The organism is Sphingobacterium puteale (assembly GCF_050986225.1).
GTDB lineage: Bacteria > Bacteroidota > Bacteroidia > Sphingobacteriales > Sphingobacteriaceae > Sphingobacterium > Sphingobacterium puteale.
This window is the reverse complement of the sequence record NZ_CP158959.1, coordinates 5,952,313-5,967,719: the sequence shown is the minus strand read 5'-3', so window position 1 is coordinate 5,967,719 and position 15,407 is coordinate 5,952,313. Positions and strand designations below refer to the sequence as shown.

Here is a 15,407-nt window from a genome sequence, read left to right as displayed (position 1 = left end):
TCCACGAAGGGGCGCTGACTGATGTTTTTTAATGAATTAAACGGCCTAAAACTCGTTTTTCTGAACTTTTTTTAGTATTTTGGGATAATCTGCCGGTTGATGTCCCCTGCTGTCGCGTGTGGCGGATTCGTTTAAGATTGAGTTTTTGGTTAAATTTGTTTTTAGTAAAATGGCGTTTCGCTATTATTATTGGTATTTATTTAAATAGAAGATTATGTCTATTGTAAGAGAATCCGATCTGATTGGAATTGGAAAGAAATTTCAAATTGAAACCGATGCGGGAGACAATATGGTTGTTGTGATCCACGATGATGGTCGACGGGAACTGTATCGTTATGATGATGAAGAGCACGAATCACGTTGTGTGATGACACTTAATGATGATGAATCTCGTCAGATAGCGGGTATTATAGGTGGTCTTTCCTATAAGCCTAAGGCATTGGAAACAATTGAAGTGGCTTTGGATGACTTGCGTATCGAATGGTACAAGCTCGAAGGCAAATGGGAGGGGGCTGGGAAAACGATCGGAGAATTGGAGGTACGGCAACGTACAGGAGCTTCCATTATTGCCGGAATCAGAGATGATGAAACGGTCATCAACCCTGGACCATCTTATCTGATCACTCCGGGAACGACTTTGGTCATTGCCGGAAAGAAAAACAACATCAAACTTTTAAAGGAAATTCTACTGTAATCTATGCTATCACATACCCTAATATTGGAAATTGGAATCGCTGTCGGACTTGTAGCCATTGTTGGATTGATTGCCAACAAGCTTAAGTTTTCCGTCATTCCTTTTTTCATTATTATAGGGATGGTTTTGGGGCAGCATGCACCTCAGATAGGGGTGGTAGACCTCACATTTACCGAAAGCAAACCCTTTATAGATTTTATGGGGAGGCTAGGGGTATTGTTTCTTTTATTTTATCTGGGACTGGAATTTTCAGTCAATCGACTCATTAAATCCGGTAAAGCGATCGTAACTGGAGGAACAATCTATGTGCTGCTCAATTTTACCTCGGGACTATTGATCGGATGGCTGATGGATATGCCTTTTAAGGAGATGATGGTACTGTGTGGTATCATGACCAGCTCTTCGACTGCGATCGTTGCTAAGGTGCTCACTGACCTTAAACGAACGGCAAATCCAGAGACAGAGGTTATTATGGGAATGATCATGTTTGACGACCTGTTTATTGCCATGCACATTTCCTTTCTTTCGGGGCTGATATTGACAGGTAGCAGCTCGTTTTGGACCGTAGCAGGGACTTCCTTGCTGGCATTGGGCTTTATCTTAGCCTTTTTGGTTTTGGGCCGTAAATTAGTGCCAGCCATAGACCGTTTATTAAAAGACAAAACTTCCGAACTATTTATATTGGTCATCTTTGCACTGCTATTTATCGTTGCAGGATTTTCGGAGACTATTCATGTTGCTGAGGCGATCGGTGCTTTGATGGCGGGATTGGTGCTGGCAGATTCGCAGTACATTAAGAAAATTGAAGCGATGGTACTGCCCTATAAGGACTTTTTTGGGGCAATGTTTTTCTTTAGCTTCGGACTATCCATAGATATGATGTCACTGGGGGGAGCCGTGCTGTGGGCCTCCATAGCAGCTGTGGTGACCGTCATGGGTAATCTTGCTTCAGGTTATTTTGCAGCCAAATTCTCGGGAATGAAGCCCAAAACTTCCTTTGACATCGGCTTTACCCTATCCGCCCGCGGAGAGTTTTCGATTATCATGGCCAATATCGGTAAAGCAGGTGCTTTGCTTCCCGTAATCCAGTCGTTCGTCGTGGTGTATGTATTGATCCTCTCCATTGTATCACCGCTCTTGACCAAGGAATCCCGCAACCTATGGAAAGTGCTCTTTGGAAGTGATGCCAATACAGCCAAGCCGCTTAAGAAGTTGAGCGACCTTGAAAATAAGAGTGGCGGATAATTACAAAAAAGCCGCCTAAATTATAAAAATCCCAATTCGAGTTTCGCCTCTTCCGACATCATATCCTTGGTCCAGGGCGGATCAAAAGTCAATTCCACCAAGGCTTCTGTGATCCCCTCTATTCCAGCAACTTTCTCCTGCACTTCATTCATGATTTCACCAGCCACAGGGCAGCCGGGAGCAGTGAGTGTCATGACAATTTTTGCAATGCCATCCTCTTTAGTAATAATTTCATAGACGAGACCCAGATCAACGATATTTGCCGGTTTTAATTCGGGATCATAGATTGTTTCCAGTGTAGCTTGGATCTGAGGTGCCAAACCCAGCTTATCCATTACAATAATGCTCATTTGTTCAATTTTTTATCTTCAATAGCGTCTTTATAGATCGCTAATAATTCGTTTTCGTTTATTTCAGGAGTAAATTTACTAAAATAATAGGCAAGACAGGTCTTTCTTATCTCATCTTTTTCATTCGCTGGCTTGGCATTCCACTGCGTCAGACACGCAGCAATTTCGTTATAATTGTGAGGATCAAATGTCAGTCCGGTTTTGTGCGGGATGATCAATTCCGGTAAAGGCCCTAATTTTGAACAGAGTACGGCTGTTCCTACGGAGTAAGCTTCAAGGATCGTGATTGGCATTCCTTCGAAACAGATGGAAGGAACGATCAGCGCCTGTGCTGCGGCAAGGAGGGGTAAAATTTCCGTCCGGGATTTAAAACCGAGATAGCTGATATTGGAATGCCCACTTATGCTTTTCACGACCTCCTCTTCCAGGGGTCCAGCACCGATAATTCGGAGTTCCAACCTAGTTCCTTTTACGGACTCAATCAGTTGCAATATTCCTTTTTCGTCGGAAAGCCGCCCCACATAAATAAAATAAGACTGCGAGATGTCTGAGCCTACGCTGGCAGGGAAAACAAAATTAGGTTTTACCGCAAATTTTTCGGTAGATATGCTTAATGTTGACTCCACAAATATAGACTTGGCAAAGCCGCTTAAATTAATATAACGATTCACTTTTTCCCAAGTACCCATTCGGCGGTGAAGCCAGTAATTCAGTGCCAGCAGAAATGTTTTGACTGTAGAATTATTAAATGCCTTTTGTCGAACTGCTGTCCAGGGAAATTCTTCATGCAAAGAATCCAGAAATAAATGATTATGATGGTATAGCGTTGCCGAAGGGCAGAGTAGCCTAAAATTGTGCAGTGTCATTACCTGTGGTACACCCAGCTTGGCTATTGTACGTATCAGGAGCGGGCCTGAGGCATAATGCGTGTTATGGAGATGGACAATATCTGGTTTAAACGCGTGAATTGATTTCTTCACACGCTGCGCCGCAAAGATATTCCAAAAAGATCCTATCGTCTGAAGGGCCCCGAGCCAACCTTTTTTATTTTGAAAGGTGAGGGTATGGACCTCGTGCTCCTGGGATAGGAGCGATGATTCCTGTTGAAAAACAGTATCTTCACCGCCAGGAGCTTGATAAAATGTATGAATAATCAGTATGCGCATAACAAAAGACTTATACAAATGTACAATTTTGAGCTGACTTGCTTTGGTGGTACAAAATTGCCATTTCTATATGTTATTGCTATATTCGCATGATTCGATCGTAAAGATATATGCAACACTTACAAAAGCTCGTGATAGAGGCGATAGAGACAAGTCAATTTCCTGAAACTCCAACAAATTTATATGATCCGATACGGTATATATTGACTTTGGGCGGCAAGAGGGTTAGACCAGTGCTTACATTGATGGCGGCCGAGTTATTTGGCATGCAAGAAATGGAAGAAATTATTCCGGCGGCAAAGGCTGTGGAATTTTTTCATAACTTTTCCCTGATACATGACGATCTGATGGATCAGGCACCCTTGCGGAGGGGAAAAACCACCGTTCATGAAAAATGGGATGCAAATATTGCCATTCTGTCCGGAGACGGACTATTGGTCAAGGCTTACGAAGAAATCTCCAAATGTAATCCGGTCTATTTGCCGGCAACTTTGCGAATTTTGAGTAAGGTGGCCATGGAGGTCTGTGAAGGCCAACAGCTCGATATGGATTATGAAAGCCGTGGATCATTGCTTATGGAAGACTATTTGGAGATGATCCGTTTGAAAACATCTGTCCTCTTAGGGGGGGCATTGCAATTGGGCGCTATTCTTTCAGGAGCGAACGAACAGCAGCAGCAACTGATCTATGATTTTGGGGAAAATGTTGGTTTGGCTTTCCAGCTGCAGGACGATATATTGGATGCCTACGGCGATCCCGATACTTTCGGCAAAATCGTTGGCGGTGATATTATAATCAATAAAAAAACCTTTTTACTGGTTAAATTGATGGAGGTTATTGCTCCGGAGGATGTTCCCATGATGCAACATTTATTACATGCAACTGTCGAGGCGGTTCCGACCAAAGTCGAAGATATGCTCAAATTATACGATAAGTATCAGGTCCGAAAATCGGCAGATGAACTAAAGGATGTCTATACACAGCGTGCATTTGAAAAAATGAGCGCATTGGATGTACCAAAGGAACGTAAGGAAGCGTTATTACTGTTAGCAAATAACCTTTTGGTTAGACAGCAGTAGATAGAAAATTCCATTAAAATTCGTATTTTGCCAATAAATGGCTATTTTGTACTAAATAATTAAATAAATTTTAGATAACGTTCATGGATCCTTTAAAAATTACCGTATTTCAAGCATATTTATTCTGGGAAAATATTGAAAAAAATCTGAATAATCTGGCATTGAGGCTATCTGCGTTGCGCGAAAAAACAGATTTGATTATTTTACCGGAGATGTTTAATACGGGATTCACGAACAACGTCGAAAAATGTGCCGAACCGGCCAATGGTCCTACCACGAGATGGCTGTTTGAAATGGCAAGTTCATTGAATTGTGTTGTCGCCGGATCATTGATCATTGAAGAGGGTGGAAAATACTACAACCGCTTTCTATGGATGTTCCCTGATGGCAAATATGTGAAATACGATAAACGTCATCTTTTTGGCATGTCAAAAGAAAGTGAGTATTTTGAGCCCGGCAAGGAACGCATTTTAGTCGATATCAAAGGTTGGAAAATATGTCCTATGATCTGTTATGATCTCCGGTTCCCGGTCTGGTCTAAGAATCAAAATGCAGCATACGATATTCTTGTTTACACAGCTAACTGGCCTGATAAGCGCTCAGCACATTGGAGAGCACTTATCCCTGCACGTGCTATTGAAAATCAGGCTTATGTTGTCGGTGTGAACCGGGTTGGGCACGATGGCAATGATATTTATTACTCGGGTGGATCAATGTGCATATCACCGTTAGGTGATGTTGTTTACTATAAACCCGAAGATGAAGACCTATACACCTTTACCTTAAATCCGAATGACCTGCTAGAGGCACGTGAAAAATTCCCGTTTTTAAAGGACTCTGATTCATTTACAATCGGATAACACTTCTTACTGCGGGAGAATTCCTCCCAAAATTAGGTATAAAGACAAGCAATTTTATTTTGTTTGTATCCCTTTTATTCCTAAATTCAGTCTACTATAAATCGTTTATGATGATTTATTAACATCTATTTATTGCATGTTGATAAAATTTGTTTGACACAACTGTAGAAAAGCGTACTTTAGGCTAAGTATTAGCCAAAATAAGTTTAGTTTTTTTATCTTGATTTGAGCATAATATGATTAGCAACATAAGTTGCGTAAACAACCATAACCATAATTTATATGTTAGACCAAGATTTAGTATCGCAAGAGTATTTTTATAATTTCCTGACTGGGAAATATTCAATCGCTGTTATGCGGAGATTGCAGCGTAATCTCAAGGAGGCAGGCTTAAGTATTACATCAGAGCAATGGAGTATTATGTATAATCTGTGGGTAGAGGAGGGACTGACCCAACAGGAGCTGGCGATCCGTACATTCAGGGACAAGCCAAGTGTAACGCGCCTGATCAATAATCTGGAGCGGCTTAATCTGGTTATCCGTGTTAATGATAAAAACGATAGACGTTCGAATTTGATCTATTTGACCAAAACCGGCCGCAAAATGAAGGATGAAGGTATGAAGCAGGCCAATAATACGATCGAACAGGCATTGGGAGGATTGACCGATGATCAAATTGCACTTTCGCATACCGCGTTGCATCGCGTATTATTCAATTTGAAATAATATCGGGAATATACTTAGGAATCACATGGATTATGAAATTAGCTGAACCAAAAGGCCAATAGGGGAAAGGAAAATAAGAAGCCCTCAGCGTTAATAACGACTGAGGGCTTCTTGTATATAGTTGCTAGACCAAAGATTAATCTTCGAAAAGCTTGCTTTCAAAGTCCGTGTGGCTATTGACCAATTTTCCTTCGGTGCCAAAATAGATCTCCTGAAAACTTAACGTCCGTATTGCATCCACTTTGCGATAGAATTTGTCTGCGGATACGTCGGCCAAGGTTTTGAACCCACAGGCTTCCATGATCTCAACGGTGGCGCGTAGTGTATTGCGGTGGAATTGAGCAACACGTACATACTTGTCGTTCACATCCAGTCCTTTGTACAGATGCGGCTGTTGCGTGGCAACACCGACCGGACAAACGTCTTCGTTACATTTTAGGGCCTGAATACAACCTAAAGCGAACATCATTCCACGTGCACTATAACATGCGTCGGCACCCAGAGCGATCACTTTTAAAATATCAAAACCAGTGACGATACGGCTTGACACAATTACCTTGATGTGTTTTTTCAGACCAAATGCAATCAGGGTTTTGGTTACAAATGCCAATGCATCATATAGCGGCATGCCGAGGTTGTCCGTAAACTCCAGTGGCGCGGCCCCTGTACCGCCTTCAGATCCATCGATAGAAATAAAGTCCGGGAAGATCTGCGTATTTTGCATGGCATGGCATATGTCCATAAATTCGTGCTTATCACCGATACATATTTTAAATCCGATAGGTTTTCCTCCCGAAAGATCGCGCATCTGTTGGATGAAATACATCATTTCCGTTGGTGAAGAAAAAGCACTGTGTGCGGGCGGGGACATCACATCCGTGCCCGGGATGACATGGCGTATCGCCGCCACTTCGGGTGTATTCTTTGCGGCCGGTAAGATACCTCCGTGACCGGGTTTTGCACCCTGTGAAAGCTTAAGTTCGATCATTTTCACATTTTCACGGTTTGATTTTTCCCTAAAAAGTTCAGGGTCAAATTTACCTTCCGAATTACGACAGCCGAAATAACCGGTACCTACCTGCCAGATCAAATCACCGCCGTTGTTGTGGTAATCACTGATACCACCTTCTCCGGTATTATGAGCAAAATTCTGTAGTGCGGCACCTTTGTTTAAGGCGGTAATAGCAGTTTTGCTCAACGCACCATAACTCATTGCCGAGATATTGAATACACTTAAGCTATATGGCTTTTTACAGGCTTCATTTCCAACTTTAGTACGTAAATCATGGTTTTCAATATGGCAGGGAAATACAGAATGCGCAGCCCATTCATTACCAACTGCCTGTGGATCTGTTTGCATACCAAATGCAACTGTCTCGCGCTGATTTTTTGCCCGTTGATAGACAATGGAACGCTGTCTCCTATTGAACGGACGACCATCCATATCGGATTCCCAAAAGTATTGTCTTAATTCGGGACGAATGGATTCGAAGATATAACGAAAGTAACCAACCAAGGGATAATTGCGTAAAATTGCATGTTTGGTCTGGAAACTATGGTATAAGGCGATCAACAATAGCGGGAATGGAATGATCAATAACCAAAACCAGCTCGATGTAAATATAAAGCCAAATGATACAATGATTAAATTAATCACAATCATTATTGAAATAATGAGTTTTCTAACTTCCATAGAAAATACGATTGTTTAGTTTTAATTCGCTATTTTAATGTTTAGTCCAATTGAATATATTATTGCTCAATTAGCATTCCAAAATGCGCTTTTGGACAGAGCAAATGTACTAAAGTTCCCTAAGTAAATAGTTATATTTACTATGCTAGAATAAGTTTTGATAAGTTTATAACTGTTTCTAATAAACTATTTTCTTTTAGTAATCTGATGCGACAAAAGTTGATAGATTTGCTGTAAATCTGGTTTATTGCTAATAAATTTCAAATGTTTTTGCTGTGTTGCTTCATCTCCCCGGATTGCCGGACCTGTCTGAACTGTTATCGGAACGTGATTTTGAACCTTTTCTGCCGTTTCCAAAATGATCGGTCTGACCAGATCAAAGGAAAGATTATGCTCTTCTAACAGCTCATAAGCGAACTGATATAAAATATTTGAAAAGTTGTTGACCATGACTGAAGATAGGTGGATCGCCAATCGCTGCTGTGAATTACACAGGATGCTTCGGGAAGAAAACGTGCGTGCCAGCTGAAGTAAGCTGTTCGCAATGCTTGTATCGCTGCCTTCGACGCAAAAGGGAATAAGTGAAAAGTCAACGATTTTGTTTTTGGAGAGCGATTGCGGAGGATAGATGACACCATAATTCCTGAAGCGGTTTAAAATAGCCATATCGGTAGCTCCAGAGCAGTGCACAACAATTCCATTGATGTCCTGTGTCATTGTTTCTACAAGTCTGGGAATAGCTTGGTCAGAAACGGCGATAAGATAAAGATCGGCATTACGCAGCAGTTGGGATAGATCGTCTATGCCCGGGCATTGAAGCGCAAAGGCCAATGCATCCGCATTGGCCTTTGTTTTACTATAGATTTGAACGATCTGATGTCCCAGCAGTTGAAATGCTTGTCCGAAATGTGTTGCGGCATTTCCGCTTCCTAAGATAACAATGTTCATTATTTTGCTTGTTTTCGTTTTTCCTCTTTATTTCTTCTGACAATAGACATGATAAAACCAATAGTCATGACAATCGTTCCACACCAAAAGAAATTGATGTAGGGGAATTTGATCGCTTTAAAGACCACCCATTTTTTCTCGGGCAATGGTTTTTGGTAGACCATGATTTCCAGTTTATCCTTGTCCGGTTTGATTCCCGTAAACCTAAATTTAAGACCTTGATCAGTGACGTCTTTATTGAAGTCATAAACTCCACCATCCTTAATCAAGTAAATGGGCTGCACTTCGTATTGTTTGTTATCCGCTGCAAAGACCTTTATTTTTAAACCCACCATCACATCGTTAGGACCTTTTGGGATTTTTTCTAATTGCGCTTCTTTATTCAGTCCCTCAATGACATAATACCCGTTGCGATAACGTAAGGTATCACCGATGCTGACTTGATAGGTCGCAGGTTCTTCATAATCTTCAAAACCTGTTTTTTCCTCGTCCGCTACTTTGGCGTGCTGCGCCTGACTTTCAGCTGCAGCTGCAGTAATCAGCGTATATACGTCATGTGTAATATAGTGTTTGGTAGCCGGAGTACCGATCAGACCGCCCATCTTGGCATTGTTTTGCGCGAAAGGCTGTAGCACAAATTCTTCTTTCACTTTACCTGTTTCCTCGTCAACACGTTCGTATTTGATTTTGTAATAGGTATTTGGTGCTACAATACTGTCACCGATATAGGTGATTTTATATTCACCCATCTGCACGGGCTGTCCTTCGGTTAGGAATAGGTTCTCTCCCGGCTTTTCGACTTTATCAAAACCAGATACAGCGATATAGCCTGTATTGTTGACAGAGATAACCTCGTTTGTCGCTGCAGCGACCATAGCACCGATAAGTAACAGTCCAAAACCAATATGGGCAACCGAAGAACCTGCCAATTTCCACTTACCTTTGACTGCATCACCCAGCACCCGGATATTCGCCAGAATACAAAAGATGCTGGCAAAAGTGATCAGGATATAGATCAGGTTGGTATATGTTTTGGTAAAATAAGAAATAATTGCTGTCAGGATAATGGCTACAGCCAGCGATGCTACAGTAGATGCTAAAAACTTGCGGCTATCCGTGCGTTTGTATTTTAAGAACTGTGTAAATCCGGTCATAATCATGACGATAACCGCGAAACCGGACTGCCATTTATTATAATGTTGGATTGGTTCCAGGGGAGGTGCTACCTTGGTGCCAAAAATTTTGTTAAATACCGGAATGGAGGTAGAAGCAATGATCTGTGCACAGGCAACAGTCAGTACCAAAGCACCGATAAATAACCAGAATTCTCTGGAATAAATATCTTCGTCTTTTTCAGTAATCGGCATTTCTTTCTTTTTAACAACAAGAAAGACAACCATAATCGCTAAAAATGCAACGTTAAATAAGATCAGCTGTCCGCTCATACCTAAGTCGGTGAAAGAGTGAACGGAGGTTTCGCCAAGAACACCGCTACGCGTCAGGTAAGACGCATAGATTACCAGCACAAAGCTGATCATCGCCAGAAATGTTGCTGTAAAATACGAATGGCCCGAGTTTTTATAGGCAACCATGACATGTACCGCCGCGATCAAGGTAAACCAAGGAATAATAGACGCATTTTCTACAGGATCCCAAGCCCAGAAGCCCCCAAAGTTAAGTGCTTCGTACGCCCAGAATGAACCCATAATAATGCCGGCTCCAAGAATCATGACCGCAAATAGTGCCCAGGGTAAAGCTGCATTGATCCATTCTTTATAGCGTTTGGTCCATAAAGCACCTGTCGCATAAGCAAAAGGAACAATCATCGATGCAAAACCAAGGAATAAGGTCGGTGGGTGAATCACCATCCAATAATTTTGCAGGAGTGGATTTAAGCCGTTACCGTCTTTAATTAGTGATAAATAGTTTGCTTCCTTCAGGATAGGGAAGTTCATTGCGTCACGTAAAAGGATAAATGGGGAACTTCCGATACGTAATCCCAATAATTCAACGCCTATGATCATCGAGGCTAAAAAAGCTTGACAGAGCATCACAAAAGTCATCACGGAAGTTTCCCAGCTTTTGGCTTTGAATAGTAATATCGCTCCTAGTACCGTTTGCCAAAAGGTCCACAGCCAGAAACTTCCTTCCTGTCCTTCCCAAAAGCTCGAAATAATATAATATGTGGGTAAGTCTCTCGAAGAGTGTGCAAACGCGTAATTATATTCAAAAAAGTGGTTGTAAATAATGTAAAACAAAGTTGCGCCGACGGCTACCACAGAAACTGCATTAATCCAGAATGCAATGCGGGCGATCTTTTTCCATGAAGTCTCTTCAGGGTTTTTAGTCGCGAAAAAATAAGCGATACAAGATAAAAGTGCGGCACCAAAGGAAAGAACAATAAAGAACTGTCCGATCTGCCCGGGTAGCAGGTGCTCACCAACGTAATTAACGTCCATTGAAAAATTGATTTTACAGATTAATTATTGAAAGCTGTGGCATTGATTTCCGTCACGACCGATTTATCGTTATATTTCGAAGGACATTTCATCAATATTTTACTCGCTCTAAACACATTACCGTCCATTTTACCAGTCAATACAATCTGTTCTGAACGCTCTATGTCCTGAGGTTTTGCACCTCTGAAGACAACCTCACACTCTGTACCATCATTGTCGTACATGAAAAAGCTGAATTTGTTGGCATCTGTCTTTGGGTCATAGTGGAGCGCCTTATCTTTGTTGAGCTGGCCGACCACATATAGTTCTGTTTTCTTTTCTTTTGCCTCGGAAAATGTCGAGTAGGTACTTGAATCCGTATAGATAACAAGTATCATGGCAATTGCCACTGCAATAATAGCGATTAGAATGATGGAACTTTTTTTCATCCGTTTAATTTGTTTGTTCGTTTAGTCTATTTCCTCTTTAAGGCATTCATGCTGCCTTCGGCGGTTTTGTTTGCGATGAAGCTATCATGAGCAACTGTTCGGGATATGATCTGAACAAGAGAGCACTTATTGACAGTTTCGTTCGTATTATTTGTTTATGTATTGCGACCACCTTCAGAGATCTCATGTTTCCCCTAAAATGAATTAGGTGTCAACATCAAAGAGCGCTTTGCATGCGATCATTTTGACAATAACTGACACTTAATCGAATGCAAAATTACAAATAGATTTGCGAAGAAAGGAATAATGCAACTTTTCGACATTATTTATATTTGTTCTAAATAGATTGTTGTATCTGAAAAAATGAGGTATATTTGGATGCTTTTGAATAATTTAAGTCGAGATTTAATATTTTGTCGCAGTTTATATCGCATGAATTTTACAATTGCCTGTTAATATGAGTGTTGCTTTGCGGTCGTTACTGCTCTTATATGGAATTATATTTCCATTTTTTTTGGTTTTTGGGCAGGTGAGGTCGCGCAATCAGGAGCTTTCTATTCAGAATGACAACGATGTCTATCTATTGATCGGCCAGGACAGGTATTATACCAATGGTATCAATGTCAACTATCGCATTGCACTACCGCCAAGTGGCACATCAGAAATTTCAAATACAGTACTGGACTTTGAACTTGGACAACGGATCTACAATGGTATTAGCATGATGGATTACCGTCAGCGAAATAAGAAATATGACCGGCCTTTTGCGGGGTACCTGTATTTGAGCGCAGCGGCGACCCATTTTTTGAAGGCAGAGCAAGCTGTTGAATTGAAAGTGGAGTTTGGGCAAATCGGATCCCGGTCATACGGTGAGGATGCGCAGAAGTTTATCCACCATCTTTTTGGAATGTATGAGGCCACAGGTTGGGAAACGGAATTGCGCAATGCCTTTGGTGTGGATCTGCAGGCGAAATATCTGAAAGGAATGTACCGGAATGAATCGCAGTCCTTCGATCTTGGTGTGATAGGAAGAGGAGTTCTGGGCATGAACAATAGCAATATCGAAGCTGGAATTCCGATACGTGCAGGTAAACTTAAACCGTACCACGCTTCGACCTTTACCCATGGACATTTGACGCAGGGCCGAAGTGACAACGAGAAGGAATGGTATTTTGTTTATCAACCTAGTTTTGCTCGCGTTTTTTATAACTCCACGATACAGGGCGGATTGGGGAAGGATGATCCTATCGGAGCATTATATCAGATTGAACCCTGGATGTTAAGTCACCGGATAGGCTTCAGCTGGTCCAACCACAAGGTCAATTACGGCATTAATTATATTTTCAATTCCAAGGAACTTAAGTCTGTCTTTCATCGACATCAATACGGACAGATATTCTTTGCTTATCGCTTTTAGCCGTTATTTACTGTTGTTTCGGTGATCGGGTCGGAGAGTTTCTGTCCGATGAGTCTGGTGGTCAACATCGCAGCCACGGTGTCGCCGGTCGCGTTGAGCATCGTCGCCAACGGATCTACTAAAGTCGCAATAATCATAATCGAGGGGATGACTTCTGTCGGCATTTGATAAACCGATATGATGAGCATCTCGCCGATATATCCACCGTTTGGAATACCACCGGCAACGATACTGACCAGCAAGGTAATCCCGACAGCCATAATCAGATTGGCAGGTACAAAAAAATCTTGTCCGCTCAACAGCAACGCAATGTAAATTTTAAAGATACAGGCGATGGCTGAACCATGTTTATGCAAGGTTGTGCCTAGAGGGATGACGACACTGGCAACGGTATCGGGTATGCCAATCTGTTTTGCTGCCAGTAAGTTGGCCGGCATGGTAGCGAGACTGCTGCAACTGCTGAGTGCAGTCAGAGAAGGTAAAATATTGTTCTTCCAGTATCGTTTGATGCCTTTGAAGCCAAATGCCAGAAAGGCAAATAAACTAAATATTGCAAAGAAATAAAGTATACCAAAGATGTAATACAGGCCGATGGGTTTGGCATAGAACCCAAAGAGCTGTGGACCAAGTGTACCGACCTGGTAGGCAAAGTAAGCGCCGAGTCCGACCGGAGCAAGATTCATGACCATGACCAATAAATTGCCCATGACGGTATTTCCGGAATTGATAAATTTTCGGAACATGTCAGCAGAAGCACCGGATCTGCGTGTGGCGATACCCACTAAAAATGAGAATATCACAAAGGCCAGCATGTTCTGGCGGGACAATAGACTGGAAAATTCACTAACAGTCAGGAACCGGACCATTTTCTCGCCCCAGGAATCCTGTGCAGCTGTATCGATGACATCTTTGGCCTGCTCAATCGGAAGGTCTGAACTGACGGGAAACAGATAGAGGAAAATAACGCTGCTAACACCGGCAACGACAATCCCGACCACAAATACCAGCGACATCATGCCAATGATACGACCTAATACACTGTCGCCTTCGATATTGGCGACCGATGAGGCTATCGCAAAAAATACCAGGGGTATGACGCTGACAAAGAGCAGGTTTAGAAAGATATCCCCAATTGGCTTCAGGTTATTCACAAAATGTGGAAAAAATATGCCGATTAAACTTCCGATACTGATGCCAAGGAGCAGCAATAGGATGCTGCCATAGTTCCGTATAAAAGTTTTTGCTGAGTATGCCATTAGGTTCTGTGATTGTTTAGCGTTTACGACGCTAAAATAATCTTTTTATCTATTATTTTTATCCATTTAAATTAATTATAAGTATTGGTCGTGTTGACATAAATGAACTCGTTTACTCATTTAATGGGTAAGGTATCTGTGAATTCAATCGTTCGTTTTCCTCGGTTTAAGTGAAATGGTGATGGTTTCACTCCATAACATTTGGATAAAGATTAATTGGGATTTATTTGAGCCAGCTTTTTATCTTTGAGCGGATATAACTACAGAAGATCATCACTGTTGCTATGAGAACCTGAAAATGTGAATATTGCCTGCTTTACAGGCTTACGCTGTTTTTGTGTTGATCTGCTGCACCGTTTGTTAGATCGGTGATGCGTAAGAGATATTTGATTTTTTTAATAATGAGTATGACGAACATGGATTTTGTAACAACGGGAGATGGCTCGAAGACATTGTACAATGCCGAGATAGGCGAATGCTACCATTCAAAGCATGGTGCTGTCCAGGAAAGTAGGCATGTATTTATCAAAAGCGGTTTGGATCACTATGTGCAACAGACAGCAGCTTCGGATGTCTCCATTCTGGAAGTGGGATTCGGTACCGGACTTAACTTTCTGCAAACAGCAGAATATATCCGGGACAGATCAATTCAGGTAGACTATGTCGGAATCGAAGGTTTTCCGTTAGCGCTAGCAACCATTGCCGCAACAGGATACAATGAGACCGTCGATGCAAGCGTCTGGTCGGCTTATCTGAGTCACTATGAAGCGGCATTGCAGCAGCCGGTACAAATTCACGAGCGTTTACAGCTCTACATTGCTCATACTTTATTGATGGATTTTCAATCCGAAAAACAGTTTGACGTAGTGTATTTTGATGCTTTTGCCGCCATACATCAGCCCGAGATGTGGAGCGATGCGGCATTGGCGCATGTCGCCCAGTTCGTTAAACCGGGCGGTGTTTTTGTTACTTATGCCATTACGGGTAATCTCAAACGTAGTATGAAATCTTTGGGTTTTTCCATCGAGAAAGCTCCGGGGGCACCGGGAAAAAGAGAAATGTTGCGGGCGACAAAACTATTGTGAT

The 15,407-nt window shown here is 41.9% G+C and carries 14 protein-coding genes; 7 read left to right on the top strand and 7 right to left on the bottom strand.

All coding sequences use genetic code 11. From position 1 onward, the window contains the following. The first annotated feature begins 214 nt into the window (after positions 1-214). Entirely contained in the window at positions 215-694 is a 480-nt protein-coding gene (locus ABTV71_RS25050; protein WP_077438826.1) for a cation:proton antiporter regulatory subunit, read from the top strand. A 3-nt stretch (positions 695-697) separates the two neighbouring features. Then, positions 698-1,939, top strand: a complete 1,242-nt coding sequence (locus tag ABTV71_RS25045; protein WP_121120529.1) for a cation:proton antiporter — start codon at positions 698-700, stop codon at positions 1,937-1,939. A gap of 20 nt (positions 1,940-1,959) precedes the next feature. Here the strand turns inward: ABTV71_RS25045 and ABTV71_RS25040 are convergent, their stop codons facing one another. Beyond that, entirely contained in the window at positions 1,960-2,289 is a 330-nt protein-coding gene (locus tag ABTV71_RS25040; protein ID WP_433901448.1) for an iron-sulfur cluster assembly protein, read from the bottom strand. Then, the gene (locus tag ABTV71_RS25035) at positions 2,286-3,455 is read right to left on the bottom strand and encodes a glycosyltransferase family 4 protein (RefSeq protein WP_433901447.1); all 1,170 of its coding nucleotides are present in this window, start codon (positions 3,453-3,455) and stop codon (positions 2,286-2,288) included. Before ABTV71_RS25035 ends, ABTV71_RS25040 begins: the two co-directional genes overlap by 4 nt. Positions 3,456-3,565: 110 nt before the next feature. Here ABTV71_RS25035 and ABTV71_RS25030 point away from each other — a divergent pair, with 110 nt between their 5' ends. From ABTV71_RS25030 to ABTV71_RS25020, 3 genes are all read left to right on the top strand, one after another. Next, positions 3,566-4,534 carry a polyprenyl synthetase family protein gene (locus ABTV71_RS25030; RefSeq protein ID WP_121120526.1) on the top strand — a complete coding sequence of 323 codons (969 nt, stop codon included), beginning with the start codon at positions 3,566-3,568 and terminating at the stop codon, positions 4,532-4,534. Between the two features lie 83 nt (positions 4,535-4,617). Then, a complete protein-coding gene (locus tag ABTV71_RS25025; protein WP_121120525.1) occupies positions 4,618-5,394 on the top strand; it encodes an amidohydrolase in 777 nt (258 codons plus the stop codon). A 282-nt stretch (positions 5,395-5,676) separates the two neighbouring features. After that, positions 5,677-6,120 (top strand): MarR family winged helix-turn-helix transcriptional regulator, encoded by a 444-nt coding sequence (locus tag ABTV71_RS25020; protein ID WP_108635019.1) that lies wholly within the window; start codon positions 5,677-5,679, stop codon positions 6,118-6,120. Positions 6,121-6,256: 136 nt separating this feature from the next. On the opposite strand, the gene ABTV71_RS25015 is transcribed toward ABTV71_RS25020, so the two are convergent. The 4 genes from ABTV71_RS25015 to ABTV71_RS25000 form a co-directional block, all read right to left on the bottom strand. After that, positions 6,257-7,813 carry an FMN-binding glutamate synthase family protein gene (locus tag ABTV71_RS25015; RefSeq protein ID WP_121120524.1) on the bottom strand — a complete coding sequence of 519 codons (1,557 nt, stop codon included), beginning with the start codon at positions 7,811-7,813 and terminating at the stop codon, positions 6,257-6,259. Between the two features lie 186 nt (positions 7,814-7,999). Beyond that, the gene (locus ABTV71_RS25010) at positions 8,000-8,761 is read right to left on the bottom strand and encodes a Rossmann-like and DUF2520 domain-containing protein (RefSeq protein WP_121120523.1); all 762 of its coding nucleotides are present in this window, start codon (positions 8,759-8,761) and stop codon (positions 8,000-8,002) included. Next, complete coding sequence (locus ABTV71_RS25005) at positions 8,761-11,220, bottom strand: heme lyase CcmF/NrfE family subunit (protein ID WP_121120522.1); 2,460 nt, start codon at positions 11,218-11,220, stop codon at positions 8,761-8,763. Before ABTV71_RS25005 ends, ABTV71_RS25010 begins: the two co-directional genes overlap by 1 nt. Before the next feature lie 20 nt (positions 11,221-11,240). Beyond that, positions 11,241-11,648, bottom strand: a complete 408-nt coding sequence (locus ABTV71_RS25000; RefSeq protein WP_104383916.1) for a cytochrome c maturation protein CcmE domain-containing protein — start codon at positions 11,646-11,648, stop codon at positions 11,241-11,243. 457 nt (positions 11,649-12,105) lie between these two features. Between ABTV71_RS25000 and ABTV71_RS24995 the strand changes: the two genes are divergently transcribed. Continuing rightward, positions 12,106-13,065 carry a lipid A-modifier LpxR family protein gene (locus ABTV71_RS24995; RefSeq protein WP_433901446.1) on the top strand — a complete coding sequence of 320 codons (960 nt, stop codon included), beginning with the start codon at positions 12,106-12,108 and terminating at the stop codon, positions 13,063-13,065. Here ABTV71_RS24995 and ABTV71_RS24990 read toward each other — a convergent pair. Beyond that, the gene (locus tag ABTV71_RS24990) at positions 13,062-14,321 is read right to left on the bottom strand and encodes a dicarboxylate/amino acid:cation symporter (protein WP_121120520.1); all 1,260 of its coding nucleotides are present in this window, start codon (positions 14,319-14,321) and stop codon (positions 13,062-13,064) included. The two genes, ABTV71_RS24995 and ABTV71_RS24990, sit on opposite strands and share 4 nt — an antisense overlap. A gap of 416 nt (positions 14,322-14,737) precedes the next feature. Here ABTV71_RS24990 and mnmD point away from each other — a divergent pair, with 416 nt between their 5' ends. After that, positions 14,738-15,406, top strand: coding sequence for a tRNA (5-methylaminomethyl-2-thiouridine)(34)-methyltransferase MnmD (gene mnmD / locus ABTV71_RS24985; RefSeq protein ID WP_121120519.1), 669 nt, complete (start codon positions 14,738-14,740; stop codon positions 15,404-15,406). Position 15,407 lies beyond the last annotated feature (1 nt).